27 protein-coding genes are annotated in these 22,605 nt (G+C 57.8%); 17 read left to right on the top strand and 10 right to left on the bottom strand.

Features of this window, described 5'->3' with window-relative positions:
- The first annotated feature begins 8 nt into the window (after positions 1 to 8).
- The 7 genes from WH299_RS19680 to WH299_RS19650 all read left to right on the top strand — a co-directional run bounded on the left by WH299_RS19680 (position 9) and on the right by WH299_RS19650 (position 4,459).
- The gene (locus tag WH299_RS19680) at positions 9 to 854 is read left to right on the top strand and encodes a phage tail protein (protein WP_177097279.1); all 846 of its coding nucleotides are present in this window, start codon (positions 9 to 11) and stop codon (positions 852 to 854) included.
- Positions 829 to 1,035 carry a tail protein X gene (locus WH299_RS19675; protein WP_339551061.1) on the top strand — a complete coding sequence of 69 codons (207 nt, stop codon included), beginning with the start codon at positions 829 to 831 and terminating at the stop codon, positions 1,033 to 1,035. Before WH299_RS19680 ends, WH299_RS19675 begins: the two co-directional genes overlap by 26 nt.
- A gap of 16 nt (positions 1,036 to 1,051) precedes the next feature.
- Positions 1,052 to 2,095, top strand: coding sequence for a phage late control D family protein (locus WH299_RS19670; RefSeq protein ID WP_305469053.1), 1,044 nt, complete (start codon positions 1,052 to 1,054; stop codon positions 2,093 to 2,095).
- Positions 2,096 to 2,158: 63 nt separating this feature from the next.
- Positions 2,159 to 2,722, top strand: coding sequence for a glycoside hydrolase family 19 protein (locus WH299_RS19665; RefSeq protein ID WP_339551058.1), 564 nt, complete (start codon positions 2,159 to 2,161; stop codon positions 2,720 to 2,722).
- Positions 2,704 to 3,246 (top strand): lysis system i-spanin subunit Rz, encoded by a 543-nt coding sequence (locus WH299_RS19660; protein ID WP_323986284.1) that lies wholly within the window; start codon positions 2,704 to 2,706, stop codon positions 3,244 to 3,246. Before WH299_RS19665 ends, WH299_RS19660 begins: the two co-directional genes overlap by 19 nt.
- A 149-nt stretch (positions 3,247 to 3,395) precedes the next feature.
- A complete protein-coding gene (locus WH299_RS19655; RefSeq protein WP_339551057.1) occupies positions 3,396 to 4,190 on the top strand; it encodes a DNA adenine methylase in 795 nt (264 codons plus the stop codon).
- An 83-nt stretch (positions 4,191 to 4,273) separates the two neighbouring features.
- Positions 4,274 to 4,459 carry a hypothetical protein gene (locus tag WH299_RS19650; RefSeq protein WP_339551055.1) on the top strand — a complete coding sequence of 62 codons (186 nt, stop codon included), beginning with the start codon at positions 4,274 to 4,276 and terminating at the stop codon, positions 4,457 to 4,459.
- On the opposite strand, the gene WH299_RS19645 is transcribed toward WH299_RS19650, so the two are convergent.
- Complete coding sequence (locus WH299_RS19645) at positions 4,456 to 5,157, bottom strand: SOS response-associated peptidase family protein (RefSeq protein WP_339551053.1); 702 nt, start codon at positions 5,155 to 5,157, stop codon at positions 4,456 to 4,458. The two genes, WH299_RS19650 and WH299_RS19645, sit on opposite strands and share 4 nt — an antisense overlap.
- Before the next feature lie 101 nt (positions 5,158 to 5,258).
- Here WH299_RS19645 and WH299_RS19640 point away from each other — a divergent pair, with 101 nt between their 5' ends.
- Together WH299_RS19640 and umuC are read left to right on the top strand one after the other, a co-directional pair.
- Positions 5,259 to 5,684 carry a LexA family protein gene (locus WH299_RS19640; protein WP_339551052.1) on the top strand — a complete coding sequence of 142 codons (426 nt, stop codon included), beginning with the start codon at positions 5,259 to 5,261 and terminating at the stop codon, positions 5,682 to 5,684.
- Positions 5,677 to 6,954 carry a translesion error-prone DNA polymerase V subunit UmuC gene (gene umuC / locus WH299_RS19635; RefSeq protein ID WP_339551050.1) on the top strand — a complete coding sequence of 426 codons (1,278 nt, stop codon included), beginning with the start codon at positions 5,677 to 5,679 and terminating at the stop codon, positions 6,952 to 6,954. Before WH299_RS19640 ends, umuC begins: the two co-directional genes overlap by 8 nt.
- 152 nt (positions 6,955 to 7,106) lie before the next feature.
- On the opposite strand, the gene WH299_RS19630 is transcribed toward umuC, so the two are convergent.
- From WH299_RS19630 to WH299_RS19620, 3 genes are all read right to left on the bottom strand, one after another.
- On the bottom strand, positions 7,107 to 8,537 hold the full coding sequence (locus tag WH299_RS19630; protein WP_339551048.1) for an IS1182 family transposase: 1,431 nt from the start codon (positions 8,535 to 8,537) through the stop codon (positions 7,107 to 7,109).
- 549 nt (positions 8,538 to 9,086) lie between these two features.
- The gene (locus WH299_RS19625) at positions 9,087 to 10,262 is read right to left on the bottom strand and encodes a sensor histidine kinase (protein WP_339551047.1); all 1,176 of its coding nucleotides are present in this window, start codon (positions 10,260 to 10,262) and stop codon (positions 9,087 to 9,089) included.
- 5 nt (positions 10,263 to 10,267) lie between these two features.
- Positions 10,268 to 10,957, bottom strand: a complete 690-nt coding sequence (locus tag WH299_RS19620; protein ID WP_339551046.1) for a response regulator — start codon at positions 10,955 to 10,957, stop codon at positions 10,268 to 10,270.
- Between the two features lie 218 nt (positions 10,958 to 11,175).
- On the opposite strand from WH299_RS19620, the gene WH299_RS19615 reads away from it, so the two are divergent.
- The 3 genes from WH299_RS19615 (at position 11,176) to WH299_RS19605 (ending at position 14,520) form a co-directional block, all read left to right on the top strand.
- Entirely contained in the window at positions 11,176 to 11,988 is an 813-nt protein-coding gene (locus WH299_RS19615; RefSeq protein ID WP_177035049.1) for a MipA/OmpV family protein, read from the top strand.
- Between the two features lie 114 nt (positions 11,989 to 12,102).
- Positions 12,103 to 13,323: an alginate lyase family protein gene (locus WH299_RS19610; RefSeq protein WP_177035060.1), complete on the top strand. Its 1,221-nt coding sequence runs from the start codon at positions 12,103 to 12,105 to the stop codon at positions 13,321 to 13,323.
- 999 nt (positions 13,324 to 14,322) lie between these two features.
- The gene (locus WH299_RS19605) at positions 14,323 to 14,520 is read left to right on the top strand and encodes a hypothetical protein (protein WP_028616273.1); all 198 of its coding nucleotides are present in this window, start codon (positions 14,323 to 14,325) and stop codon (positions 14,518 to 14,520) included.
- 38 nt (positions 14,521 to 14,558) lie between these two features.
- Here WH299_RS19605 and WH299_RS19600 read toward each other — a convergent pair whose 3' ends face one another.
- The 6 genes from WH299_RS19600 to gcvA form a co-directional block, all read right to left on the bottom strand.
- Entirely contained in the window at positions 14,559 to 14,813 is a 255-nt protein-coding gene (locus WH299_RS19600) for a hypothetical protein (RefSeq protein ID WP_122727211.1), read from the bottom strand.
- Positions 14,814 to 15,344: a GNAT family N-acetyltransferase gene (locus tag WH299_RS19595; protein ID WP_323623733.1), complete on the bottom strand. Its 531-nt coding sequence runs from the start codon at positions 15,342 to 15,344 to the stop codon at positions 14,814 to 14,816. It abuts the gene before it with no gap.
- Positions 15,345 to 15,396: 52 nt separating this feature from the next.
- Positions 15,397 to 15,939, bottom strand: a complete 543-nt coding sequence (locus tag WH299_RS19590) for a hypothetical protein (protein ID WP_339551044.1) — start codon at positions 15,937 to 15,939, stop codon at positions 15,397 to 15,399.
- 100 nt (positions 15,940 to 16,039) lie between these two features.
- Positions 16,040 to 16,801, bottom strand: a complete 762-nt coding sequence (locus WH299_RS19585) for an SDR family oxidoreductase (RefSeq protein ID WP_339551043.1) — start codon at positions 16,799 to 16,801, stop codon at positions 16,040 to 16,042.
- Positions 16,802 to 16,830: 29 nt separating this feature from the next.
- Complete coding sequence (locus WH299_RS19580) at positions 16,831 to 17,658, bottom strand: DMT family transporter (RefSeq protein WP_339551041.1); 828 nt, start codon at positions 17,656 to 17,658, stop codon at positions 16,831 to 16,833.
- Positions 17,659 to 17,733: 75 nt separating this feature from the next.
- Positions 17,734 to 18,639 (bottom strand): transcriptional regulator GcvA, encoded by a 906-nt coding sequence (gcvA, locus tag WH299_RS19575; protein WP_339551040.1) that lies wholly within the window; start codon positions 18,637 to 18,639, stop codon positions 17,734 to 17,736.
- Positions 18,640 to 18,847: 208 nt separating this feature from the next.
- Between gcvA and WH299_RS19570 the strand changes: the two genes are divergently transcribed.
- The 5 genes from WH299_RS19570 to WH299_RS19550 all read left to right on the top strand — a co-directional run bounded on the left by WH299_RS19570 (position 18,848) and on the right by WH299_RS19550 (position 22,504).
- Positions 18,848 to 19,054, top strand: coding sequence for a hypothetical protein (locus WH299_RS19570; RefSeq protein ID WP_339551038.1), 207 nt, complete (start codon positions 18,848 to 18,850; stop codon positions 19,052 to 19,054).
- A 123-nt stretch (positions 19,055 to 19,177) separates the two neighbouring features.
- Positions 19,178 to 19,339, top strand: a complete 162-nt coding sequence (locus tag WH299_RS19565; RefSeq protein WP_162834921.1) for a hypothetical protein — start codon at positions 19,178 to 19,180, stop codon at positions 19,337 to 19,339.
- Positions 19,340 to 19,607: 268 nt separating this feature from the next.
- Positions 19,608 to 20,216 carry a LysE family translocator gene (locus WH299_RS19560; RefSeq protein ID WP_123477598.1) on the top strand — a complete coding sequence of 203 codons (609 nt, stop codon included), beginning with the start codon at positions 19,608 to 19,610 and terminating at the stop codon, positions 20,214 to 20,216.
- A 319-nt stretch (positions 20,217 to 20,535) separates the two neighbouring features.
- Positions 20,536 to 21,543, top strand: a complete 1,008-nt coding sequence (locus tag WH299_RS19555) for a GlxA family transcriptional regulator (RefSeq protein ID WP_073860000.1) — start codon at positions 20,536 to 20,538, stop codon at positions 21,541 to 21,543.
- Between the two features lie 34 nt (positions 21,544 to 21,577).
- Positions 21,578 to 22,504 (top strand): ADP-ribosylglycohydrolase family protein, encoded by a 927-nt coding sequence (locus tag WH299_RS19550; protein WP_339551037.1) that lies wholly within the window; start codon positions 21,578 to 21,580, stop codon positions 22,502 to 22,504.
- Positions 22,505 to 22,605 lie beyond the last annotated feature (101 nt).

Raw genomic sequence — 22,605 nt, 5'->3', positions numbered from 1 at the left:
GAATAGCCATGGCTTACATGGAACAACTGCAATCCGGTTTCAAATCCCTGGTCCAGGCCGGGGAGGCTGGCCGGCACAGCATCGACGGCATGCTCGGTCCGGTGAACGGCGCCATTGGCGAAATCACCGGGGCGGCTGATGAGCTGTCCAGCATTCCCGGTGTGCCGCCGGGTGTCGGTGAAAAACTGCAGCGGGTGATGCGTGGGATCGGCACGGCGCAGTCCAAGGTCGGTGAGGTGCTGTCGACCTACAGCAAAACAACGCGCGCTATGTCGGCGATTGATGAGCGCCTGGGCACGTTGAAGGAACAGGCCGCTCGGGCCAGCACGGCAATCAACCAGATCGCCGGCAAGGTCAGTCCGAGCCTGGCGAACATCCTGCCTACCAGCGCCCTGGCGCCGAATGCCACGCCCTTGGCGGAGGCGGTCAAACCGTTCCCGCACCTGCTGATCCTGCAACCGCTGCAAGCCAATGCCCAGCCGTTCTACTTCAACCTGGACACGGCGGCCTTCGACGAACTACGCCGACAGACGGAATTCCGCTGGGCATCGCAAGAGCGCCTTGGTCGTCGCCCAGCGCAGCAGGCGGTGGGTATTGGCGATGACAAACTTAGTCTCAAGGGGGCAATTTTTCCCACATTTAAAGGTGGCCTAAAGCAGCTCGACACCCTGCGTACCATAGGTGGACTTCAGTTACCGTTGAACCTCACCACCGGCTATGGCGTTGTTCTTGGAACCTGGTGTTTGCGCAGCGTTGAGGAGGAGCAGGGTGCGTTGCTGGCTGGCGGGATCCCGCGCAAGCAAACTTTTAGTTTGGAGTTCACACGCTATGGCGATGATATGCAGAACGTCTGACGGTGACCTGCTGGATATGCTGTGCTACCAGCACTACGGGCACCTGAATGGCGCTGTCGAGGCGGTGCTGGCGGCCAATCGATTGTTGGCGGATGAGCCACAGCCTTTGCGCACGGGGTTGCTGATCACCTTCCCAGATCTCCCTGAGCCTGTGGGCGAGCAGGTGCAGTTGTGGGATTGAACCTCGGAGAGAATCCATGAAACCCATCTTTCGAATTGTGGCTGATGGGGCAGACATCACTGCCCTGATCAATGACCGCCTTTTGCTGTTGCGTACGTTGGATAAGCCCGGCATGGAGTCGGATGAGTTCGAGTTGCGCATTGATGACCGCGACGGCGCCGTGTCCCTCCCCAAAAAAGGGGCAGCGATACAGATCTACCTGGGGTACGACAGCAAAGCACTTACCCGCCTGGGCCGCTACACGGTCGATGACATCGAGGTTTCCGGCCCGCCTGATACCCTGGTCATTCGCGGCAAGGCCAGCGACATGCGAGGCAGCGGCAAGACCACTCGTAGTGGTAGTTGGGAAAATGTGCCGTTGTCTAGGATCGTCAGCGACATTGCCGCTCGCAACGGCTGGAAGCCTGAATGCCCCGTCGCTACGCTGGTGCCTCGGGCTGATCAGTTGAACGAGTCAGACTTCAACTTCATCACCCGGCTCGCCAAGGATCACGACTGCACGGCCAAGGTCGCCGACAGCAAACTGCTGGTGCTGCCTCGCCAAAGCGGACAGACCGCCAGTGGCAAGAATCTGCCGGCGATCACTATCCGGCGCAGTGACGTCAGCCGCTGGCAATTCCGCTTCACCGACCGCACCACGCAGAAAGCCGTCAAAGCCAGGTACCAAGACAAGAAAACCGGTGAGCTGGTCAACCTGACCTTGGACAACGACGATGCCCCTGCAGGGCTGCCGCCCGTTCATACCGATCGGCATATCCATCCGAACAAATCCGCCGCTGAGCAGGCCGCCAAAGCCCGACTCGCAGCATTCAACCGCTCGACCGCCGAGGTTCGGCTCGAAATGGTAGGGCGCACCGATCTGTTTGCTGAGCGGCAGATAAATGCGCAGGGTTTCAAGGAAGGCTTGGACGGCGAGTTCCTGGTCGACTCGGTGGAGCAGGTGTTCACCCAATCCGGCTGGAGCACTACGGTGGAATGTAACGCAGGGAAGAAGGGTAAGGCCAAGGCGGCCGGTAAGAAAACCAAGAAGTCCAAAGAGGTCAAAGTCCTGGAGCTGTAACTGGTTGTATCTGCTTCATCACCCGCCGCCATCGAGCGGTCTTTTTTTGCCTGGGAAAAAGCGATGTCCATCACTGAGCAACAACTCCAACGCATCATGCCCAACGCCCGCCGCCAAGCGGGCGTTTTTGTATCCGCGCTAAACGCGGCCATGGCCAATCGCAAGATCGATACACCCAAGCGTCAGGCAGCCTTCCTTGCCCAGATCGGCCACGAGTCCGGCCAACTGCAGTACGTACGCGAACTGGGGAGCGATCAATACCTCAGCAAGTACGACACCGGCCCGCTGGCTGCAAAGTTGGGGAACACGCCTGCTGCTGATGGTGACGGGCAGCGGTATCGCGGCCGTGGACTGATCCAGATCACCGGCCACGACAACTATCTGCGCTGCAGCCTGGCGCTGTTCGGCGATGACCGATTGCTTCGAACGCCGGAGCTGCTCGAGCAGCCGCAGTGGGCGGCTGAGTCTGCAGCATGGTTTTGGTCGGTAAACGGGTTGAACGCGCTCGCGGATCAAGAGCTATTCAACACCATCACCCGCCGGATCAACGGCGGGCTCAACGGCCTGGAGGATCGTCTGCAACTGTGGGTCAGGGCGAGGGCCGTGTTATGCGTCTCGTCGACCTGATACCCGCGCAGTTCCGCATCGCTTCCATTGCATTGCTGCTGGTGGTCTTGGCCGCCGGCTCTGCTGCATTAGCCTGGACCGTTCAAGGCTGGCGTTGCGGCGAGCAATTGGAACGTCAGGCCCGACTGCATTCGGACACCCTCAAAGAGTTGTCCCTGGCCTCTGCAGCCCTGCAACGTAACGAGCAGGACAAGCGCTTTGCCCTTGAGCAGCGCTTGCAGAACAAAGATGAAATTCACCACAAGGAATTGATCGATGAGCAAACCAAGCAGGCTCGTCTGCGTGATCGCCTGGCTACTGATGATCTGCGGCTGTCAGTCATTCTCGCCGCCACCGACACAACCGGCAGCTGCTCAGTGCCAGCCACCACCGCCGCCGGCAGCATGGTTCATGGCACCACAAGAGCCCAACTTGACCCAGCGCATGCTCAACGAATTATCGGAATCACCGATACCGGCGACCAAGGATTGATCGCTCTGCGGGCCTGTCAGGCCTACGCAAAAGAAGTCTCAACACCGAAGTAAAAGGAGCGGCCGGGCAGGATGCGTCAACATCCAACCCGGCCACCTTCCCCGCAGAATGTCCCTGCAAGTCCAGCCAAGGCTCCTGCTTCGTGCACAAAGCGGAGCGAGCCTAGCACTGTTTATCCATACAGCAAAGGTCTTGCCTTTATATGTCCACACCCATCATCCCTTGGATGGGCGGCAAACGCCGCCTGGCCGATCGTCTTATCCCGCTCTTCCCACCCCACGAATGCTACGTCGAAGTCTTTGCCGGCGGCGCCGCGCTCTACTTCATGCGTCCCCAGGCCGCGCCGGTTGAAGTCCTCAACGACATCAACGGCGACCTGGTGACGCTATATCGCGTCGTGCAGAACCACCTTGAGGAGTTCGTGCGCCAGTTCAAGTGGGCGCTCAGTTCTCGGCAGGTGTTCGAGTGGCAGAAGATGACCCGTCCTGAAACCCTGACCGACATCCAGCGCGCCGCCCGGTTTTTTTATCTGCAGCACCATGCCTTTGCCGGCAAGGTGACAGGGCAGACTTTTGGCACCGCGACGACTGGACCGGCAATCAACCTGCTTCGGATCGAGGAAAACCTTTCAGCAGCATGGCAGCGGTTGTCCGGTACCTACGTTGAAAACCTACCCTGGCTTGCTTGTGCTGAGCGCTACGACCGTGCCCATACCTTCCACTACATGGATCCACCTTACTGGCAGACCGCCGGTTATGGTGTGGATTTTCCCTTTGAGAATTACGAGCGCATGGCGGACTTTATGCGTCGCTGCAAAGGTAAGGTCATGGTCAGCATCAATGATCACCCGGAAATTCGGCAGGTCTTTGACGGCTTCCATTTTGAAACCGTTGATATTCGCTACAGCACTGCCAACCAGCGGCAGGGAAGGGCCGATGTCAGTGGAGAGTTGGTAATCATGAACTGGGAGCCCGCCGCATTAGGGGGGCTGTTTTGATGGTCGCTATGTTCGATCTGATTGGCTTGCTATGTGTTTATGGTAGAGCGTTACTATGGTCACGCAAACGAAGGATGAACCCCATGGAAACTGCCTCTCACTATTTGAATGTCCTGCCTTCTCAGCTTCTTGCGGCGGCCTCGCGAGGAGAGATTGACCTTAACGAGTTGGCTGCTATTGTGTTGGCTGGCCGTGGGCTTGATCACAACGCAACCTGGGTAGGCTTCCCGGCGGCCAATCAACTGCTCGAGCAGCACATACGGGGCTAATCATCCTCTGATGACAACGGGAGCAGTAGCTCGGCTCCCTGATGTTTCACGTTCCCCACCTCTTTGCCAACGGCATACCACTCAAAATCCTCGGTTGGCTGGCAGCACTCAGTGGCAATTTCTTGAGCCCGCTCTGGCGCAAGACCTAGATCCAGCCACTCCCTGGCATGCTCAGGCGTCAGTACCAAAGGCTTGCGATCATGGATGTCCACCATCCCCCGGTCGCTGGCGGCGGTGATGATTACAAAACCGTCTCCTTCTTGGGGCTCAAGGCCAAGACTGATTTGGGCGAGCGCGCCGAAAAACATAGGTTTCTGGCTTTTCAGGCGAATAAAGTAAGGCTGTTTTTTCTTCGGATCGTCGGGGTCTTTGACCCACTCATACCACCCCTCACTCGGCACCACGGCTCGGCCATTCGGCCACAGTTGCTTGAAAAACTTGCCTGTGGCGACCGTCTCTACGTGGGCGTTGATCGGGTCGGGGCGTTTGCCCTTGGCCCAGAAAGGTGCCCATCCCCATTTGACTGCATCGATATGCAGGCAGTCCTCTGCGGTGTGCAGCAACTGCACCCGCGTCGTCGGAGCGATGTTGTACCGATTGATCGGTACGGCGTCATACCCACTGAACAGCTCTATCTGTGGGTTTAGTTCTTCGATATAGATCGCCATGCCTTCGTACTGCACGAATCGCCCACACATATGCACCTCTCCGCTTGTCGAAATCCCCTACAGAAAAATTGACCGCAAGCGTCCTACAAAGTTAACTGTACATTCATACAGTAATTGTAAAAGGCCGCATCATGAGCTTCACCATTCTAGGTCCCATCGCTGAGGTCGGCGCGAAGTTGCCGTTGTGCTCGTTCCAGGTTCCGGCCGGTTTTCCGTCGCCGGCAGCGGACCACATCGAGCAGCACATCTCATTGGATGAGGTCCTGAATATCCGAGCGCCCCACGTGTACCTGGTAGCAATCACCGGTGAGAGCATGCAAGGCGTCGGAATTTTTGATGGTGACCTGGCCGTGGTGGACCGTGCCATTGAGCCAATCCATGGGCATGTGGTGGTGGCACTGCTAAACAATGAGCCCGTCTGCAAGCGCTTGTGTAAGCGTGGTCGGGAAGTGGTCTTGCTTTCCGAAAACCCCAAGTTCCCGGCACGCTACATTCTCGAAGGCGACGAACTGTCGATCTGGGGCGTGATCACCAGCACAGTGCGCAGCCATGTCTAATCAGCAGCCAACCTTCGCACTGATCGACTGCAACAGCTTCTATGCCAGTTGCGAGCGGGTATTCCGGCCCGACCTTGCGAAAGTGCCCATCGTGGTGCTGAGTAATAACGACGGCTGTGTTATCGCACGCAGTTACGATGCTAAGCCTTTCATCAAGATGGGCGAGCCGTATTTCCAGATCAAGCACAAGCTCAAGCAGCACGGCATCGTCCCGTTTTCCTCCAACTATGCACTGTATGGCGACATGAGTGAGCGCGTTATGAGCCTGATCGAGGCTATGGTGCCGGCGGTTGAGGTGTACAGCATCGACGAGGCGTTCGCCGACCTGACGGGTATCGATGGGCTGGATGCGTTAGGCCGGCAGATTCGCGCCCAAGTACTTCGCTGCACGGGTATTCCGGTCGGTGTTGGCATCGCTCACACAAAGACCCTGGCGAAGCTGGCAAACCACACCGCGAAGCGACTGCAGTCCCAAACCGGTGGGGTGGTCAACATCACCGATCCGGTTAAGCGTGACTGGGTGCTACGCAATACGGACGTTGCGGAGGTTTGGGGTGTCGGGCGCAGGATGAAACTCCATCTTGATGGGATGGGTATCAAGTCGGCTATGGACCTGGCTAAGGCCGATCCGTGGACGCTCCGTAAGAAGTTCAGCATTGTGGTCGAGAAGACGGCCAGGGAGTTGGGCGGCACGCCTTGTCTTGAGCTGGACGAGCCCGATCCGCCAAAGCAGGAGATCTGCTGCAGCCGTATGTTCGGCATGAGGTTGACGGAGTTGGCGCCCATCAAGGAGGCGGTAGCCACCTACATGATGCGTGCCTCTGAGAAGCTCCGCGCTCAGAACTCGCTGTGCAAGAAGGTACGCGTGTGCATTCGCACTGGGATGTTCAACCCCGAAGAGGCGAAGTATGCCAATGGGGTGGTTGTGGATATGCCGTATCCCACTGATGACGTGCGGCTGCTTACTCAAGCTGCGGGGGGCGCGCTTGATCGGATATTTCGACCCGGTTTTAAGTACAGCAAGGCTGAGGTGATGTTGCTGAACCTCTGCCAGCCTGGTGAGTACACCGATGATTTGTTTGCTATATCGCAGCCGGCTGAGGCGACTCGGGTGATGACAGTCATGGACCAGATCAATGGGCGATGGGGTAGGGGCACGCTACGGTCGGCTTGCGTGCCAGCAGATCCTAGTTGGGGCATGCGCCGCGGTATGATGAGCCAAAGTTACACGACGAAGCTTGATCAGCTATGGTCCGTAGCCTGTAGGTAACGGTAGCTTTCGGCCCAGAGTGTGTAAAAACGCTCAAGGCCTCGTCGTCTTGGATCATTGACGTTCGTGGCTGAACGATCGCATGGCAAATACTGCGTATTGCATCAGCCGCGACCTGGAACACGTCAACTCTGTTTATAAAATCAGCTTTTTTATGCCGATAGCGCCTTCATCAAACCGTGAACACCGATGATTTTCATGACTCGTTTCATGTTGTAGGCGAGCACATTTAAACTCATCTCCGCGCCCACCCCGGCCAACTTTCGCGTCAGGAAGTGTGTCGCACCCATCCATTGTTTGAGCGTCCCGAAGGGATGCTCAACCGTCCGCTCTCGGACTCGCATCATCCCCAGCGCTTTGCTCAGCCGAAGCTTCATCTCCTCCAATACGGCTTCATGCTCCCAGCGTCGAACCCGTCGTTCCGTGCTCGGAGTGCATTGCGACTTCAACGCGCAGCCCTGGCATTTCGAACTCCAGTAACGGTGCAACGTCAGGCCTTTTTCAACGTTGGTATAGCGCCAGATCAGCGCCTCTCCAGGCGGGCAAAAGTATTCGTTTTTTTCCGCATCATAGAGGAAGGCATCGTTATTGAAACGCCCGTCTGCTTTGGCTCCAGAGGTCATCGGCTCGGGCACATGGGCGGTGATGCCGACATCGTGACAAGCTAGGATTTGTTCGCTTTTGAAGTAACCTCGATCAGCCACTACCGACAACATTTCTGACGCCATAGCCTCGCGGGCCTGCTTGGCCATTGAGCTGAGTTGATCGCGGTCGGAACCGACGTTGGTCACCTCATGTGCAACGATCAAATGGTGCTGAGTATCGACCGCTGTCTGCACGTTGTAGCCGACGATTCCCGTGCCGCGCGTCTTCATGCAGCGGGCGTCTGGATCGGTCAGTGAGACCTGTTTATCCGGCGATTCTTTGAGCTGGATTTCGATCGCTTGAAACTCCTTCATTTGAGTTTTGAGCTTAGCGATTTTCTCTTCCAGCCGCACGGCGCTAGGCTTGGAAGCTGTGGGTTCTTGCCGATCGGCAGCATCGAGTGCCGCTAGGTAACGGTTGATACTCGATTCCATTTCTTCCATGCGCCGCTTCAGTTTGGCGCTGGTGAAATTGCGGTCGCGGTTGTTGGCTGCTTTGAATTTACTGCCATCAATGGCGACCAGATGTTCTCCGAATAATCCCAACTGCTGACACAGCACAAAGAACTGGCGACAGACGCCTCGGATGGCCTTGCTGTTGTCTTTTCGGAAGTTGGCGATGGTCTTGAAGTCCGGCATCAAACGCCCGGTCAACCACATCAGTTCGACGTTGCGCTGGGCTTCTCGCTCCAAACGTCGGCGCGACTGGATGCGGTTGAGATAGCCGTAGATGTAGATCTTCAGCAGGATCGCGGGGTGGTAAGCCGGCCGGCCAGTATCAGCTGGAATGGCACCTTCAAAACCCAGATTGACCAGGTCGAGTTCGTCGACGAAGATGTCGACTACCCGCACCGGATTGGTATCGCTGACGTAGTCGTCGAGGCTCTCGGGAAGTAAGGTGCCTTGGCCTCGATGTTCACCTTGGATAAAGCGCTTCATGGGCGATCCCTGCGATGAAATCCTCAGAAATCTTAGCAAGAGTTCGCGAAGGCGTTTTTACACACTCTGGGCCAGTAGCTGCCGGTCGCTATAGGCTGTAACCGGCCCAAAGCCGTCGTAGGCGGTGAACTGCTTCCGGCCAAAAGTGGTCCCGCGAGCTATGTCAGCATGTGAAGCATGTCCATGAAAATCGGACCTGAGAGATCACGTATTTCTCCCTTATCAGCAACCAGGCTACCTAAAGCACCGGCGAATGACGTTTGGTCTTGCGCTGGGATGTCCAAGCTGCCAATGATCTTGTAGCGAAACAGCCAGCCGCAAGCGACGCGACCTAAGTGTCCGCCCAGTACACCTTCCCGAGACATCATCGCCAATGGCAGGGACGCCAGCTATAGCATGTTCCTGCCGGTCGGCAGCAACGAGATATTCTCGTTGAAATTACTTCACCCCTGATCACGCAAGGTCCTGTTAGCCTTGGCAGTTTTCCGGCTCTACGATCATTACGACTTCACCGACTTGAGCGCCGGTTGCAAGGCAAGGAAGAAACGCCTACACAGGAACCTCCGTCCTGATCAGCGTACCGCCTTCGGCCAGGTTGCGGGCAGTAATGGTACCGCCATGGGCCTGGCAGATCGCACGGGCGATGGACAAGCCTAGCCCGCTCCCCCCTGAGTAACGTGCCCTGGATCTTTCTGCTCGCCAGAAGCGGTCGAACACGCTGTCCAGATGCTGGGCTTCGATACCTGGCCCTCGGTCACCGACTTCAATCACCACCGATCCGTTGACCCTGCGCGCCGTCATATTCAACTCGCCTCCCCCAGCCGCATAGCGCAGCAGGTTATCGACCAGAATGTTGATCACCTGGCCCAGGCGATCACGATCGGCGTGCATTCGAAGCCCATCGGGAATACTGACCTGCGTTCGCACGCAAGCCTCATCCAACTGTGGCTGGAACCAGGCCAACCGCTCCGCCACCAGAGCGCCCAGAGAAAAATCGCTGCGTTCCAGCACCATCTGGCCAGCACGGGCCATCGATAACAGATGCAGGTCATCCACCAGTTTTCTGAGTTGATCGAGCTGACGTTTGACCATGCCCAACTGCGTGTTATCGCTGGGGAACACCTCATCGAGCATACCCTGCACGCGCCCCATGGCGGCGTTCAATGGCGTGCGCAATTCGTGGGCAATGACCGCGCTGGATTCACGCACATCGCGTTCATAGCGCTCCAGTCGCATGGTCATGCTATTGAAGTCGCTGACCAGTCGTTGCAGCTCGTCGGGAGTATCGCGGTGCACAGGCAGGCGCGTAAGGAAATCACCGCCGGCGACCCGCCGGGCTCCCTGGGCAATCGCAGAGAACTGGCTGGACAATGGCCGCGAAAACCATAGGCCGCAGGCTATGATGGTGGGGATAGCGGCCAGCACCAGGCCGATCAGTATCAGCCAGTCGCGATTGGCGATAGCCGGCTGGAAATAGGCCAGCGGATAGTACTGGGCAACCAATTGACGCAAGCGTGCCTCATTGAGCCCTGGCTCGGCACGCAGCGCCAGCAACTCATCGCGTGGCCCCGGCGGAAGATGCTGCACAAAGTACCAATCCGACAGTGTGACGTTGATCCACATGCACACAGAGATCACTACCACCGCGCCAATTGCCAGCAGGCTCATGCGTAGGCCGATCCAGCGCCACATCGGTTTGTCGTTGACCTGCGGTTGCTCAAGCATGTGAGTTACCTGAATCGATAGCCGATAGAGCGCACCGTTACCAGTACGCCGGTGATGCCATGGGTTTCCAGCTTGCGGCGCAGGTTGTGCACGTGGGTGTCGACGACGCGGGCCAGGGCTTCGCTTTCCGGCAGGCAGATTTCCAGTAACTCATCGCGGGTGAAGGCCTTGGACGGCGTCTTGAGCAACGTCACCAGTAGCTTGAACTCCGTTGGGGTCAGGTCCAGCCATTGCGGTGGTTCATCGCCTTGCTCGATGGCCGCGGTAAAGGCGACAAGATCCACTCGCAGGTTTTCATGGCGAAGTAATTGTTCCACCGGTGGGTTGCCGGTGGTGCGCCGCAACACTGCGTGCACCCGCGCCACTACTTCGCGCGGACTGTAAGGCTTGACCACATAGTCGTCCGCGCCATAGCGCAAGGCACCCAGCTTTTCCGGTTCGTCACCCATGGCCGTTACCATGATCACCGGCGTGTCACTGCTGCGGCGCACGGCCGACAACACCTCGGTACCACTCAAACGCGGCAGCATCACGTCGAGCAAGATAAGGTTGGGCTGCCAGCTTTTGTGCAGGTCGAGCCCGCGCTGGCCGTCTTCGGCCAGGGCCACCTCATAGCCATCCCGGAGTAAGTAGGCCTCAAGAATGCTGGCGCTGTCGGCGTCGTCTTCGACGATGAGAATACGTTTTCCTGACACAAAGAAGCCTCTTGATGAAATCTTGATAATTTACGAACGGTTTATTGAAAGTGTGCTGCCAGTATTGCCCTACGCCCGCTTTCGCGAGCCGATCCTATGCCGACCACTGTATCGCTGTCCAAGCCTATCAACGTGCCTGAACAGCTCGATAAGGGAGAGGTGCCGTATCGCTCGCCGGCGGGTGCACTCCTGTCTTCTTTTGCACAAAGGGCTTGACCATGAACTTTACCGCTCCCCCTACCCGCAAGGTCCTATTGGGCGCCGCCACGCTGATGTGCTTCGCGCTCGCGCCCCAGGCTCACGCGGCCGACGCCAGCCCGGCAGCCGATGAAACCACCATTATCCTGGGTCTTGGCATGGGGGGCACACCTCGCTACATGGGCGCTGACCGCTATCGTCCGCTCGTACTTCCGATGCTCAGCATCCAGCACGGAGCGTTGTTTGCCGACACCACTCGCGGCGTGGGCCTGCAATTTCAATCCGACAGTGGTTTCGGCACCAGCGCGGCGATCAATTACGACCTGGGCCGCAAGCAGAAGGACACTACAACCAGCCCCGGCGGCGACGAGCTCAGAGGTATGGGCGATATCAACGGCGCAACCGTCGCCAACTTTACCCTCAGTCAACAACTGCTTGATTGGCTGTCGGTCAACGCTGAAGCCGACATACGCATGGCCGGCGAACACCGTGGCAACCGTTACCGATTTGGCCTGGAAGGCATCCTGTTGCACACAGGCCGCGACACCCTGAGTCTGGCCGTGGACGCCCATGCCGGCGACAGCCGCTACAACCAGACTTTCTTCGGGGTCACACAGGCACAGAGCCAACGCTCGATCTACAGCAAATACTCCGCAGACGCTGGGATCTATGCTTATTCCGCCAGCTTGAACTGGCAGCACACCCTGGACACGAACTGGTCAACGCTGGCCAGCCTGACGGTGACTCAATACGACGACCAGGCCAGCGACAGCCCGCTGGTAAGACACCGAAGCTCAGGCCTGGGCCTGTTTGCAATCAACTACACCTTCTAACAACAAGATCCCGGGTATGCAGGCGCCAGATGAACTATCCCAGGGGCAGATTCTGACTCTGAGCGAATGGCTTTTCGGACCGCGCAAGGTTCTACCCATCCGGGTGAACACATGATGATCCGTTTGGAGCACCTATCCAAAAGAGCCGTGCTGCTCGGCGCGCTATTGATGAGTATCGGCAGTCAAGCTTCCCCCACCCTGCATACCGAAGCGTTCGTGCATCCTGGCCTGCTACAGACTCAGGATGACTTCTCACGAATACGCGAAAAACTAGCCAACTATAACCAGCCGTGGCTGGCCGGCTGGCAGAAGCTGATCGCCAACCCCCATGCCTCATTGGCATGGCAGCCCAACCCGGTGCCGGTGGTTTACCGCACTTCAGAAGAACCGAATAACCACAGCGTGCTGTTCAGCGATAACGCCGCCGCGTATGCACTGGCCCTGCGCTGGCAGATTTCGAACGACCCGGCATATGCCGACAAGGCGGTGAGCATTTTGAACCGGTTGTCCTCAACCCTCACCGCGACCAAAGGCAACCCCGTCAAAGCCTTGGCGGCAGGCTTGCACGGTTATCAACTTGCCAATGCGGCCGAACTGCTGCGCACCTATCCGAAGTGGGAGCCGGCAGACTTCCAGCGCTTTCAAAGCCTGATGCTCACTGTCTTCTACCCAATCAATCATGACTTTCTGGTGTACCACGATGGCACCCCGCCTGATTACCATTGGGCCAGCTGGGACTTAGCCAACATGAACTCGATGCTGGCCATCGGCGTACTGACCGATCGCCGCGACCTCTACAACGAGGCTGTCGACTACTTCAAGCACGGCAGGGGTAACGGCGCCATCGAACACGCGGTGTGGAAGATCTACGGCCGTGGCCTGGGTCAAGTCCAGGAAAGCGGGCGTGATCAGGCACACGCCATGCTCGACATCGCGTTGCTCGGCAGTTTCTGCCAAATGGCCTGGAGCCAGGGCGACGATCTGTTCGGCTACCAGAACAACCGCGTGCTGCAAGCCGCCGAGTATGTGGCCAAGTACAACCTGGGCCAGGAGGTGCCGTTTACTCCCGTGATCCGCCGCAGTTTCAAACAGGCGGCCATCTCGACTAAACACCGGGGTGACACCCGGCCGATATGGGAACTACTTTACAACCACTACGCCGTGCGAAAGGACCTCAGCGCGCCGAACGTGCAGGCCATGGCAAATAAAGTACAAGTGGAAGGAGGGGGCGGGGATTATGGGGCTGACAACGGTGGCTACGAGCAACTGGGGTATGGGACGTTGCTGTATTCGTTGGGGGAATACGGTTTGTCGGAGATGCAATTGATGCCGTAGAGATATATCACCAAAGTTGCACTGCGCATTACACAGCATCGTTTTTACCTATCAATACGCAAAGGTGCGTAGTCAACGAGGAACGTTAGCAGGCGCGTCAAAGAACAAAGACACCGACAGGGGTTGGGCACCGTGGGCCCGCACAGGCTATATGCCGTACTGCCGGTGGATTGCCTCGGGAGTATTCGTTGTTCATAAGCACTGGAAATGGCAGGAACAGCAGTCGATTATCTACTTGTTTGGTTTGAATGTCTGGGTGTTAGCTCTGAGTGGAATTCGGACCTCGCGACAGGCAGGGATCGGCCGAACGCGGCCATACGATTGTCTCACGACTCGTGGGCTATTGGTGGTTTGTGTTCGGTTGGCAGGACGCCGGAGGAGGGGGCAAAAACAGTTCCAAAACTAAATCCGCACCCCTTGCAGAATGCGGTTCTCAGCTCGGGTATTTCTGTTTAGTAATGGAACACCTTGGGCGTTCAAGGCTGCAGCCCGCCTGCATTTGCATAGCGGTCTTGAAAACCGGCGAATGCGGCCGCCTCCACAGGATGGCCACGTCTTTTTCAGGCAGATCGATCTGTCCTTGAGCATGCATAGTAGGGGTGGTGGGGAATCAACGAGGTGCATAAAAGTAGTTCCGCAACCCAAAGCGGCCAGCTTGGCCTGTCCGCGTTACGGCCACTGGAAAATAGCGCCGTTGCGGAATTTATTTCGATTCAAGCTGTTGATTTATAACGAAAATATTGTGGATTGCAAATCCGCCTACGCCGGTTCGATTCCGACCTCGGCCTCCACTCTTGAAAACCCCGTAGATTAACGTCTACGGGGTTTTTTATTGGCTTTGAAAAAGTTTTGGAAGTCTGGCGCGTTAGGAACTGACTCTGAAACGCCTTGCCATTGCGCAAGGCTTTCTGCCGTTCGTCCAGTACATCGCACTCGCTGACCACTACCTGATCCCATGTTTAAGCGCCGATATCCCGAGCGTAAGAACGGAGAGCCAGCATGGAAATCAATGAAAATGCCCCTGGGAATATTTCTCAGCAGGATGTAACCCGCGGCACCGACAATGAGACAGGGCACGATCCGAAGCGCGATGAGGAGGGTGTTCCGTTGCCGCCGGACGATGACGCGCCTCTTGAAGAGGACATGTCGGATGTAGACGCCGCTGATTCAGTGGCGAGCGAGCATCCCGACAACTGAACATTTGTAATTCAATGAGCCCGACCGCTGCGTCGGGCTTATAGGACTTGAGACCTGACGATCCTCTGGTCTTTGACCTCACCTGCATACGCCCGCAATTTCTCCTGCTGCGCCGCCAGCAGCGCGCAAATCTTCATCAATGCCACGGCCTCATCCGGCGTCCTGCCGCTGGCCGCCAAAGCGGTCAGCTCAACCACCGACCACCCAATCACCGCCGACGCATCTTCCAAGTCGTAGAACAGTTCCTGCTGCGCCGTCCTGGGCCCGTCGAGGCCTTTTATCAACTCATCCATTTATGCATCCTGCCGCTGCAGTTCAAGCCCCATCACATCCATCCCGATTTCAGCCAGGTCCGTCTTGAACGGAATTTCTCCGATCCACTTGAACCCAAAAGCCTCATAAAACCGTCGTGCATCGGGATTGGACTTGAGCACCGTCAGCCACAGCGAGCGCTCACCACGCGTTACAGCCTGGTCGCAAATGAACTGCATAAATCGCTTCCCATACCCGCGCCCTGCGGCGGATTTTAGAAAGTAGATCTTGCGCAGTTCTGCGCCAACTTCGCCTGTTATGGGCGCCGGCGCCGACCAGTTGACCTTTGCCAGGCCTACGACTTGCGCGTTGTCATCTGAAGCGAGCAGCCATAGAGGGCTGTCGGATGTTTCGAGTGATTGGCGCAAGGCGTCGTGGGAAAAGTCCCGATCAAGAAACGCCTGCAATCCGGCAGGCGACCAGATGTGTGCAAAGTGTTCTCGATAGGTGGTGCAGCCGACTTCGCGCAGGGCTTCAAGATCGGCTGGGGTCGCTGGATAGATACGGAGCATGGTGGTTCTCGTGTCAGTCGGTTGCCAGGCGGTGATCATGCGACATTCGCGCTTAAGGAACGAGGCTATCGTCGAAATCTTCACGTTCGATGGTTGTATAAGCTTGCTCGCGAATCCCGCCTTCGGAATAGGTACAAAGCCGCCGTGTGGCTTTTTTTCCCTGCGGACGCACGACCACTCCCTCGCTCATTTCGGGGTCGTTGGGTTCTCCGGGGGTAAAGTTGGTGCGCACCATACGGTCGAAAACGGCGTAGGTTACCCCATGATTGGTAAAGCGCAGATGGGCTTCGCCTCCACCGGAGTAGGCCGTGGAACTGAGCCAGAAGTGCCCCTTCGGTGGGCTCGGTGTTTCGGGGTAGCTCAACTCGATTTTGCCGGGCGTACCAAATCGGTATTGCACATAGCCGGTTGTCGCTGAGAAATCGTGCGATGCGCAAACCGAGATCATTTTCGGCCCGGAGTCGCAGCCGAACAACAGTGTTTCTTGCGTCTTGCACAGATAGTTCTGTTCCGCCGTCCCCGCAAGCGCATCGAGCGCAATGGCACCCATCGTCAGGAAGCAAATGCCCTTTAGCATCGTGACGTTAATCCCCATGAGTTTCCCCGTTTTTTTCAATGGAACCGTTATCAGTATTTATTCTGGTTGGATGCTCGATGACGCAGTGTGTGTTCCCAGTCAAGCGTGTGCAAATCTCTCACTTGCCCCCAGTCACATCCAGAAAGGTCCCGGTAACAAACGACGCCTCTTTACCTGCCAGCCACAGTATGGCCCGCGCCACTTCTTCGGGCTCGCCGCCCCGGCCCATCGGGATGCTGTCCTTGACGCGGTCCACGCGACCCGGTTCTCCGCCGCTGGCGTGCATTTCGGTGTAGATATGCCCTGGGCGAACGCAATTGACGCGGATGCCTTCGCGCGCGACTTCCTTGGATAGCCCGATGGTGAAGGTTTCCAGAGCACCCTTTGACGCAGCGTAGTCGACATACTCGTTGGGGCTGCCCAATCGCGCGGCGCCCGAGGAGACGTTGATCACGCTGCCGCCGTTGCCGCTGTGTCGAAACGACATGCGCTTCACGGCTTGCTGCGCGCAGAGCATCGGGCCGATGGCATTGATTGCGAAGATGCGTTGCATGCGGGCAAAGTCGAGGTCTTCAAAGCGCGATTGAAGCGCGATGATTGCGGCGTTGTTGACCAGAACGTCGATGCGGCCGAACGTCTCGTCGATGGCTCGAAACAGATGCGCGACCTGTTCCGGGTCGGCACTGTCGGCGCGTATGGCCAAGGCGCGTCGTCCGAGCGCTTGCACGTCAGCCACCACGCCGAGTGCGGCGGCCTCATTGTTGATGTAGCTGATGACGACGTCATAGCCTTGCGCTGCCGCGAGCCGCGCCGTTGCCGCGCCTACACCCCGGCTTCCGCCGGTGATCAGAATCAGGGGAGCTGAAGAGCCGGTAGCCATGTCTTGAACCTTTTAAGAGGGAGGTGAATTTAGCCAATTAGCATCGTGCCGGTGGCAATCACCGCGCACGCCAGGACTTTGCGGACAGTCAGTGCCTCGCCCAGGAAGAAATAACCGATCAACGCCGCAAACAGTACGCTGGTCTCGCGCAAGGCGGAAACCGATCCCATCGGCGATTCAGACATGGCGTAGATAACAATGCCGTAGGCCAGCAGGGAGACCAGCCCACCCATCAAGGCGGTGATGAGCCCCGGGCGCGGGGCAAGCAGGCTGCGTGCGCCGCGCAGACCGATATAAACCAGTGGCATCAGTACGCCCCAGAGGGCGCACATCCAGGCGGTATAGGCCAGCGGCGCACCTGAAAGTCGCGCGCCTATGCCGTCGGTGACGCTGTAGGCTGCGATGAAAAAACCCGTGCCCAAGGCGTAAGGCAAGCTGGGGACCGCGAGCCTGCGCTGCCTGAAAGCCAGTGAAATAATACCGCCCGACACCAGTGCAATGCCGAACAGGGCGCTGGTGCTGAGGGTTTCGCCAGCAAACACCATGGCGAACAATGTGATCAAAATGGGCGAGGAGCCGCGGGCGATCGGGTAGGTTTGCCCGAGATCACCCACTTTGTAGCTGCGCACCAGGAACAGGTTATAACCGACGTGCAAGACACCCGAGAACGCGGCGTAAGGCCAACTGGCAGCGGCAGGCGCTGGGAGGTACAGCGCAAAGCCCACGCTGACGAGGGCGACCGACAGGCACATCACGGTCATCGACCAGAGCCTGTCGGTGCCGACACGCAGCAGCGCGTTCCAGCTGGCGTGCAAGAGGGCGGCGAAGAGGACGAGTAATACGATAGGAAAGGGCATGCGCCATGTTAAGCAAACTGGGGGCTGGACAACAGCGAAGTCCCTTCATCCTGGCATGAGCCATTACTCATACTATCAACGATAGTGTTGCTGGGCCTGAGTCGACTCCGCCAGCAGCCAGTTACGAAAGCTGATGATGTGAGGCTGTGTTTCGACCCCTTTGGGACAGACAAAGAAATAGGCGACCGGTGAGGCGAACGGCACATCGAACAGCCTTATGAGGCTGCCGTCGTTGATTTCGGCTTCGACATGGCCGCTACGGGCCAAGGCGATGCCCTGGCCCAGCAAGGCGGCTTCTATGGTCATGTTGGTGTCAGCAAACCTGACGCTTTCCTTGAGTGTAGAAACGCCCACGCCGACGTGCTCGAACCAGGCTTCCCACTTGGGCACCAGGTCTGCGCCGTCACGCGTAAGTAGCGGGTAACGCAACAATTCGGCGGGCTCGTTCGGGGTGCCAAAACGGTTAAGCAGGTCAGGGCTGGCCACCGGGAAAATTTGCTCCCTGAGCATGAACTCCGAATGCAAGGCGGGGTAATGACCGTTGCCCAGGCGAATCGCGACATCTGAATCGGCGCTGGAAAAGTTGATCGCTTTGTCAGTGGTTTCCAGCGTGATTAGAATTTCCGGGTGCTGCTGCGACAGACCTGGCAACCGGGGCAGCAACCATTTCAGCGCGAAAGAATAGGTGGTGCTCACCTTGAGCCGAACCCTGCCTTTTTGTTCTCTAAGGTCCGTCAATGTGGCTTCCAGGTTCATAAAAAACTCGCGCACGATAGGCGCCAGTGCCGCGCCGGCTGGGGTCAGCCGCAAAGACTTGCCGCGTTGGAAGAGTTGTAACCCCCAGAGGTCTTCAAGGTGCTTGAGTTGGTGGCTGACGGCGCTCTGGGTCACATGTAATTCTTCTGAGGCTGAAGTGAACGTCGCATGTCGGGTCGCGACTTCGAACGCGCGAAGCGTGGCAGTGGGGGGGAGATCTCTCATTGGTGGGTCCCGGCGAGCCTTGTGGTAATCAGTTTTTCCATGAGTGTAGGCTCATGCCAGCCGAATGGTGTGCGCTCATTGAAGCCGGACAGCCTGGCGTTGTGGATTGTTGTGAAGCCCAGGTTAATGGCCCATTGCCCATGCTAACGTCGGCGCCAGGCTATCGTCAGCACGACGAGTTCATTCGTCCCTTCAGGGAGCAGCGCCGATGTCTACTACCATAACGCCCGCCGGCAGCGGGGCAAACACGCCTAAAGCGTCACCTTCGGCGTTCGATGACACGTTGAACATTGCCAAGTCCAGCAAAGTGATTGCCGACTATATGCGCCAGACCGGCAAGTCGGCGCAAATCACCGAAATCAGCACTGCCAAAAAGGCCGAGTTGGACTCGACCAAACAACGGCCGCAGAACTGACGGCACCTTGTACCGCCGGGCTTACAAACCCTACCAACAGGTTACACGATAGCCGTGACGCATTTGAGTTGGCACTGTCATATCCAGCGAGAAGTTAATCTCGTCAAGTGAGAGAGTGTGGTCATGAAGTTGAGTTATCTAACCAAGGCGGCAGTGGTTGTCGCGCTGTTGTCGACCTTGTCGGGCTGCTGGATGTTCATGCCGCCGGGTGGCGGCGGTGGTGGTGGTCACGGTGGAGGGCACGGGCAAGGCGGCGGCCCTGGCGGTGGTGGCGGCCCGCGCTGACGGGTAGAGACTGGAGGCAAGCCTGGATGAACGGCTTGCCTCTTTTTTTGCCTCCGATAAACCCCAGGCAAAGAAAAGCCCGCGTGGGGCGCGCGGGCTAAAAGGATGTTCATTAGGAGCTGGATTCACCATATGCCCCTATCTGTGAAAGGTTTGTGAAAGCTTTGGCAAAAAAGTGTATGCCTCAATCGTAACGTGGCTGTACGGGGCAGGGCAGTCCATAACCCTCTACTGTCGCTGGCATACCCCTCCGCTTGGATGCCGCGTTATGTTCATGTCTACCAGCTTGTTGTCAGCTTTTGTGCTGTTTGCCTTCGTGTCTTCGATCACCCCGGGGCCCAATAACACTATGTTGCTTGCGTCGGGGGTGAACTTCGGGTTTCGCCGCTCGATGCCCCACGCGCTGGGGATCAGCATTGGTTTCATGCTGCTGGTGATTTCGGTAGGCCTGGGGTTGGGTGAGGTGTTCAAGGTGTTTCCGTGGGCGTATACCGTGCTGCGCTACGTGGGCGCAGCCTATCTGCTGTACCTGGCGTGGAAGATTGCGACGGCGGGCGGCATGTCCGACAGCCCTGATGAACAGGGCAAGCCCATGACCTTCCTTGGCGCTGCGGCGTTCCAGTGGGTGAACCCCAAGGCCTGGATCATGGCGTTGGGGGCAATCACCACCTATACGCCGGCTGAAGGCTACGTCACCAATGTGCTGGTGATTGCGCTGGTGTTCGCCGTGGTCAACCTGCCCAGCGTCTGTGTGTGGGTCGTGTGTGGCAGCGGCTTACGCAATGTGTTGCGTGAGCCGCGCTGGTTGCGGGTGTTCAATTGGTCGATGGCGGTGTTGCTGGTGCTGTCTCTGTACCCGATGCTGGTTGTCAGCTAAGGGCCGCTTCAGACAGGTGAGATGGTTGCCAGCAGGCCGATGCCGATGGTGAGTACCAAAAAGCCGAACAGGAAAAGTGCCATCTTGGTCATAAGGCCTCCGAAGGGAAGGGGGTGGGGATGGCGCTATTGTCCGTCCAGGAGGCGTTTCGATACAGATGCAGATGGCAAAGAAAAAACCGTATCAGATGCGCTTGCGGCTGTTCTGCCGGGGGCTTTGAAGGGTTAAGGTTTTTTCAGGCTCAGTGCCTGAGACAGCCAACGCATTTGCCCCTAAGATGGCGCCCACTGCATCAACAATAAGAGTGGGCCAACCCTCGATGGAAAGACGTCAATTCAGCGGTGGCATGAAAGGCAAGAACCTGCGCTACCTCAACGAAACCTCGCAGCCGGCGTCGGTCACCCGCGTCGGCTTCCTGTTGCTCGAACACTTCTCCCTGCCGGCCTTCACCCAGACCCTCGACACGTTCGTTACCGCCAACCTGCTACGTCCTGACCTGTTTGCCTCGCGTACGTTCGGCTGTGATGAGGGTGAAGTCATCAGCGACCTTGGTCTGGTGATCCGCCCGGATGCACGCCTGGACGTGGTGGCGCTGCAAGACCTGGAACTGCTGGTGATCTGCGGCGGCTTTCGCACGGAACTCAAGGCCGGCGAAGACTTCATTCATTTGCTGCGCGCTGCCGCCGAACAGGGCATCAGCCTCGCCGGCCTGTGGAACGGCGCTTGGTTCCTTGGCCGTGCCGGACTGTTACAAGGCTATCGCTGCGCCATCCACCCGGAACATCGCCCGGCACTGGCAGAAGTGTCCAAGGCCACCCACGTCACCAGCGAACCCTACGTGATCGATCGCGACCGCCTTACCGCCTCGAGCCCGTCTGGAGCCTTCCACATGGCGCTGGACTGGATCAAGGGCCTGCATGACAAGGCTCTGGTCGAAGGTATCGAAGACATCCTGGCCTTTGAAGAGTCCCGCTACCGGCGCATCAAACCCACTGAAAACGTCAGTGTCAGCGCGCCCCTGCGTGAAGTGGTGAAGCTGATGGACGCCAACCTGGAAGAACCCCTGGAACTGGATCAACTCGCGGTCTACGCCGGCCGCTCCCGGCGCCAGTTGGAGCGCTTGTTCAAGGAACAACTGGGCACCACGCCGCAGCGCTACTACATGGAACTGCGCGTGACCGAAGCGCGGCGGCTGTTGCAGCACACCGAGTTGTCACAGGTGGAGGTGCTGGTGGCGTGTGGGTTTGTTTCGCCCAGTCATTTCAGCAAGTGCTATAGCTCATATTTCGGATATCGCCCCTCGAAGGAGAAGCGGTTGGTCAAGTAAGGTGCTGACTGACCGATTTTCTCAAGGAAGGATTATGCCTCTGACGCTTTTGGATCGTTATCGCGGTAGTTTGCTGGGCCTGGCCTGCGGCGATGCAGTGGGCACAACAGTTGAATTCATGCCACGCGGCACATTCACACCGCTCACCGATATGGTGGGTGGAGGTCCGTTCAGCCTGAAGCCGGGCCAATGGACAGATGACACCTCAATGGCGCTGTGTTTGGCCGAAAGCCTGCTGTGCAAAGGTGGATTCGACGCAGCCGACCAGATGGGCCGGTATTTGAACTGGTGGAAGTGGGGCTACTTGAGCTCCACGGGCGATTGCTTTGATATCGGTATGACCGTGCGCTCTGCACTCACGGCATTCGAGACGCACGGTGATCCATTTGCGGGCTCTACTGATCCTTTTTCTGCGGGCAACGGCTCGCTTATGCGTCTCGCGCCGATAGTGTTGTTTTACTTCCCTGACGTTCACTCTATCGACGATTTTTCCCGTCAAAGTTCTCGTACGACGCATGGCGCTCAAGAGGCAATCGAGTGCTGCGTGGTGCTGGCGCGGGCAATCAGTAATGCGTTGAGTGGTGCGACAAAGGAGCAGATGCTGAGTGTTTCACGCGCCGGTATCTCTGCGCCGAAGGTCGTAGCAATTGCCCAGGGGGATTATTGCAGCAAGAGGCTCGCGCAAATCACGGGTTCTGGTTACGCGGTGGCCTCATTAGAAGCGGCGCTGTGGTGTGTCCTTCAGACTGACAGCTTCGCCGACGCTGTGTTGGCGGCCGCGAACCTGGGCGATGATGCCGACACAACGGCTGCTATCGTTGGGCAATTGGCGGGCGCACATTATGGCGTGCAAGGTATTCCGCAGGCGTGGTTGGAGAAGCTTTGCATGCGTGATGACATTGAAGAAATGGCTGACGCATTGTTCAAGGCCTCTACTGAAAACCGCGTACCTATCAGCTAAGGGAACACGAAGCTCCCTGAAGTGAGCCGATTTGCTGGGGTAAACAGGCTTGTTGTGGTGAGCAGGCTTGCCCTGCGCTGGGCCGCGGCGCCGCCCCACGC

Origin of the sequence: Pseudomonas sp. MYb541 (assembly GCF_037479595.1) — a bacterium.
Lineage (GTDB): Bacteria > Pseudomonadota > Gammaproteobacteria > Pseudomonadales > Pseudomonadaceae > Aquipseudomonas > Aquipseudomonas canadensis.
This window is presented reverse-complemented; position numbering and strand designations above follow the sequence as displayed.

Coding starts and splice junctions, on each gene's coding strand:
- WH299_RS19580 (WP_339551041.1), bottom strand. CDS start 17,658: ATGCCCTTTCCTATCGTATTACTCGTCCTCTTCGCCGCCCTCTTGCAC.
- WH299_RS19550 (WP_339551037.1), top strand. CDS start 21,578: ATGCCTCTGACGCTTTTGGATCGTTATCGCGGTAGTTTGCTGGGCCTG.
- WH299_RS19645 (WP_339551053.1), bottom strand. CDS start 5,157: ATGTGTGGGCGATTCGTGCAGTACGAAGGCATGGCGATCTATATCGAA.
- WH299_RS19605 (WP_028616273.1), top strand. CDS start 14,323: ATGGAAATCAATGAAAATGCCCCTGGGAATATTTCTCAGCAGGATGTA.
- WH299_RS19675 (WP_339551061.1), top strand. CDS start 829: ATGGCGATGATATGCAGAACGTCTGACGGTGACCTGCTGGATATGCTG.
- WH299_RS19555 (WP_073860000.1), top strand. CDS start 20,536: ATGGAAAGACGTCAATTCAGCGGTGGCATGAAAGGCAAGAACCTGCGC.
- umuC (WP_339551050.1), top strand. CDS start 5,677: ATGTCTAATCAGCAGCCAACCTTCGCACTGATCGACTGCAACAGCTTC.
- WH299_RS19650 (WP_339551055.1), top strand. CDS start 4,274: ATGGAAACTGCCTCTCACTATTTGAATGTCCTGCCTTCTCAGCTTCTT.
- WH299_RS19625 (WP_339551047.1), bottom strand. CDS start 10,262: ATGCTTGAGCAACCGCAGGTCAACGACAAACCGATGTGGCGCTGGATC.
- WH299_RS19610 (WP_177035060.1), top strand. CDS start 12,103: ATGATCCGTTTGGAGCACCTATCCAAAAGAGCCGTGCTGCTCGGCGCG.
- WH299_RS19565 (WP_162834921.1), top strand. CDS start 19,178: ATGAAGTTGAGTTATCTAACCAAGGCGGCAGTGGTTGTCGCGCTGTTG.
- WH299_RS19640 (WP_339551052.1), top strand. CDS start 5,259: ATGAGCTTCACCATTCTAGGTCCCATCGCTGAGGTCGGCGCGAAGTTG.
- WH299_RS19630 (WP_339551048.1), bottom strand. CDS start 8,537: ATGAAGCGCTTTATCCAAGGTGAACATCGAGGCCAAGGCACCTTACTT.
- gcvA (WP_339551040.1), bottom strand. CDS start 18,639: ATGAGAGATCTCCCCCCCACTGCCACGCTTCGCGCGTTCGAAGTCGCG.
- WH299_RS19595 (WP_323623733.1), bottom strand. CDS start 15,344: ATGCTCCGTATCTATCCAGCGACCCCAGCCGATCTTGAAGCCCTGCGC.
- WH299_RS19660 (WP_323986284.1), top strand. CDS start 2,704: ATGCGTCTCGTCGACCTGATACCCGCGCAGTTCCGCATCGCTTCCATT.
- WH299_RS19680 (WP_177097279.1), top strand. CDS start 9: ATGGCTTACATGGAACAACTGCAATCCGGTTTCAAATCCCTGGTCCAG.
- WH299_RS19665 (WP_339551058.1), top strand. CDS start 2,159: ATGTCCATCACTGAGCAACAACTCCAACGCATCATGCCCAACGCCCGC.
- WH299_RS19600 (WP_122727211.1), bottom strand. CDS start 14,813: ATGGATGAGTTGATAAAAGGCCTCGACGGGCCCAGGACGGCGCAGCAG.
- WH299_RS19590 (WP_339551044.1), bottom strand. CDS start 15,939: ATGGGGATTAACGTCACGATGCTAAAGGGCATTTGCTTCCTGACGATG.
- WH299_RS19560 (WP_123477598.1), top strand. CDS start 19,608: ATGTTCATGTCTACCAGCTTGTTGTCAGCTTTTGTGCTGTTTGCCTTC.
- WH299_RS19655 (WP_339551057.1), top strand. CDS start 3,396: ATGTCCACACCCATCATCCCTTGGATGGGCGGCAAACGCCGCCTGGCC.
- WH299_RS19570 (WP_339551038.1), top strand. CDS start 18,848: ATGTCTACTACCATAACGCCCGCCGGCAGCGGGGCAAACACGCCTAAA.
- WH299_RS19615 (WP_177035049.1), top strand. CDS start 11,176: ATGAACTTTACCGCTCCCCCTACCCGCAAGGTCCTATTGGGCGCCGCC.
- WH299_RS19585 (WP_339551043.1), bottom strand. CDS start 16,801: ATGGCTACCGGCTCTTCAGCTCCCCTGATTCTGATCACCGGCGGAAGC.
- WH299_RS19670 (WP_305469053.1), top strand. CDS start 1,052: ATGAAACCCATCTTTCGAATTGTGGCTGATGGGGCAGACATCACTGCC.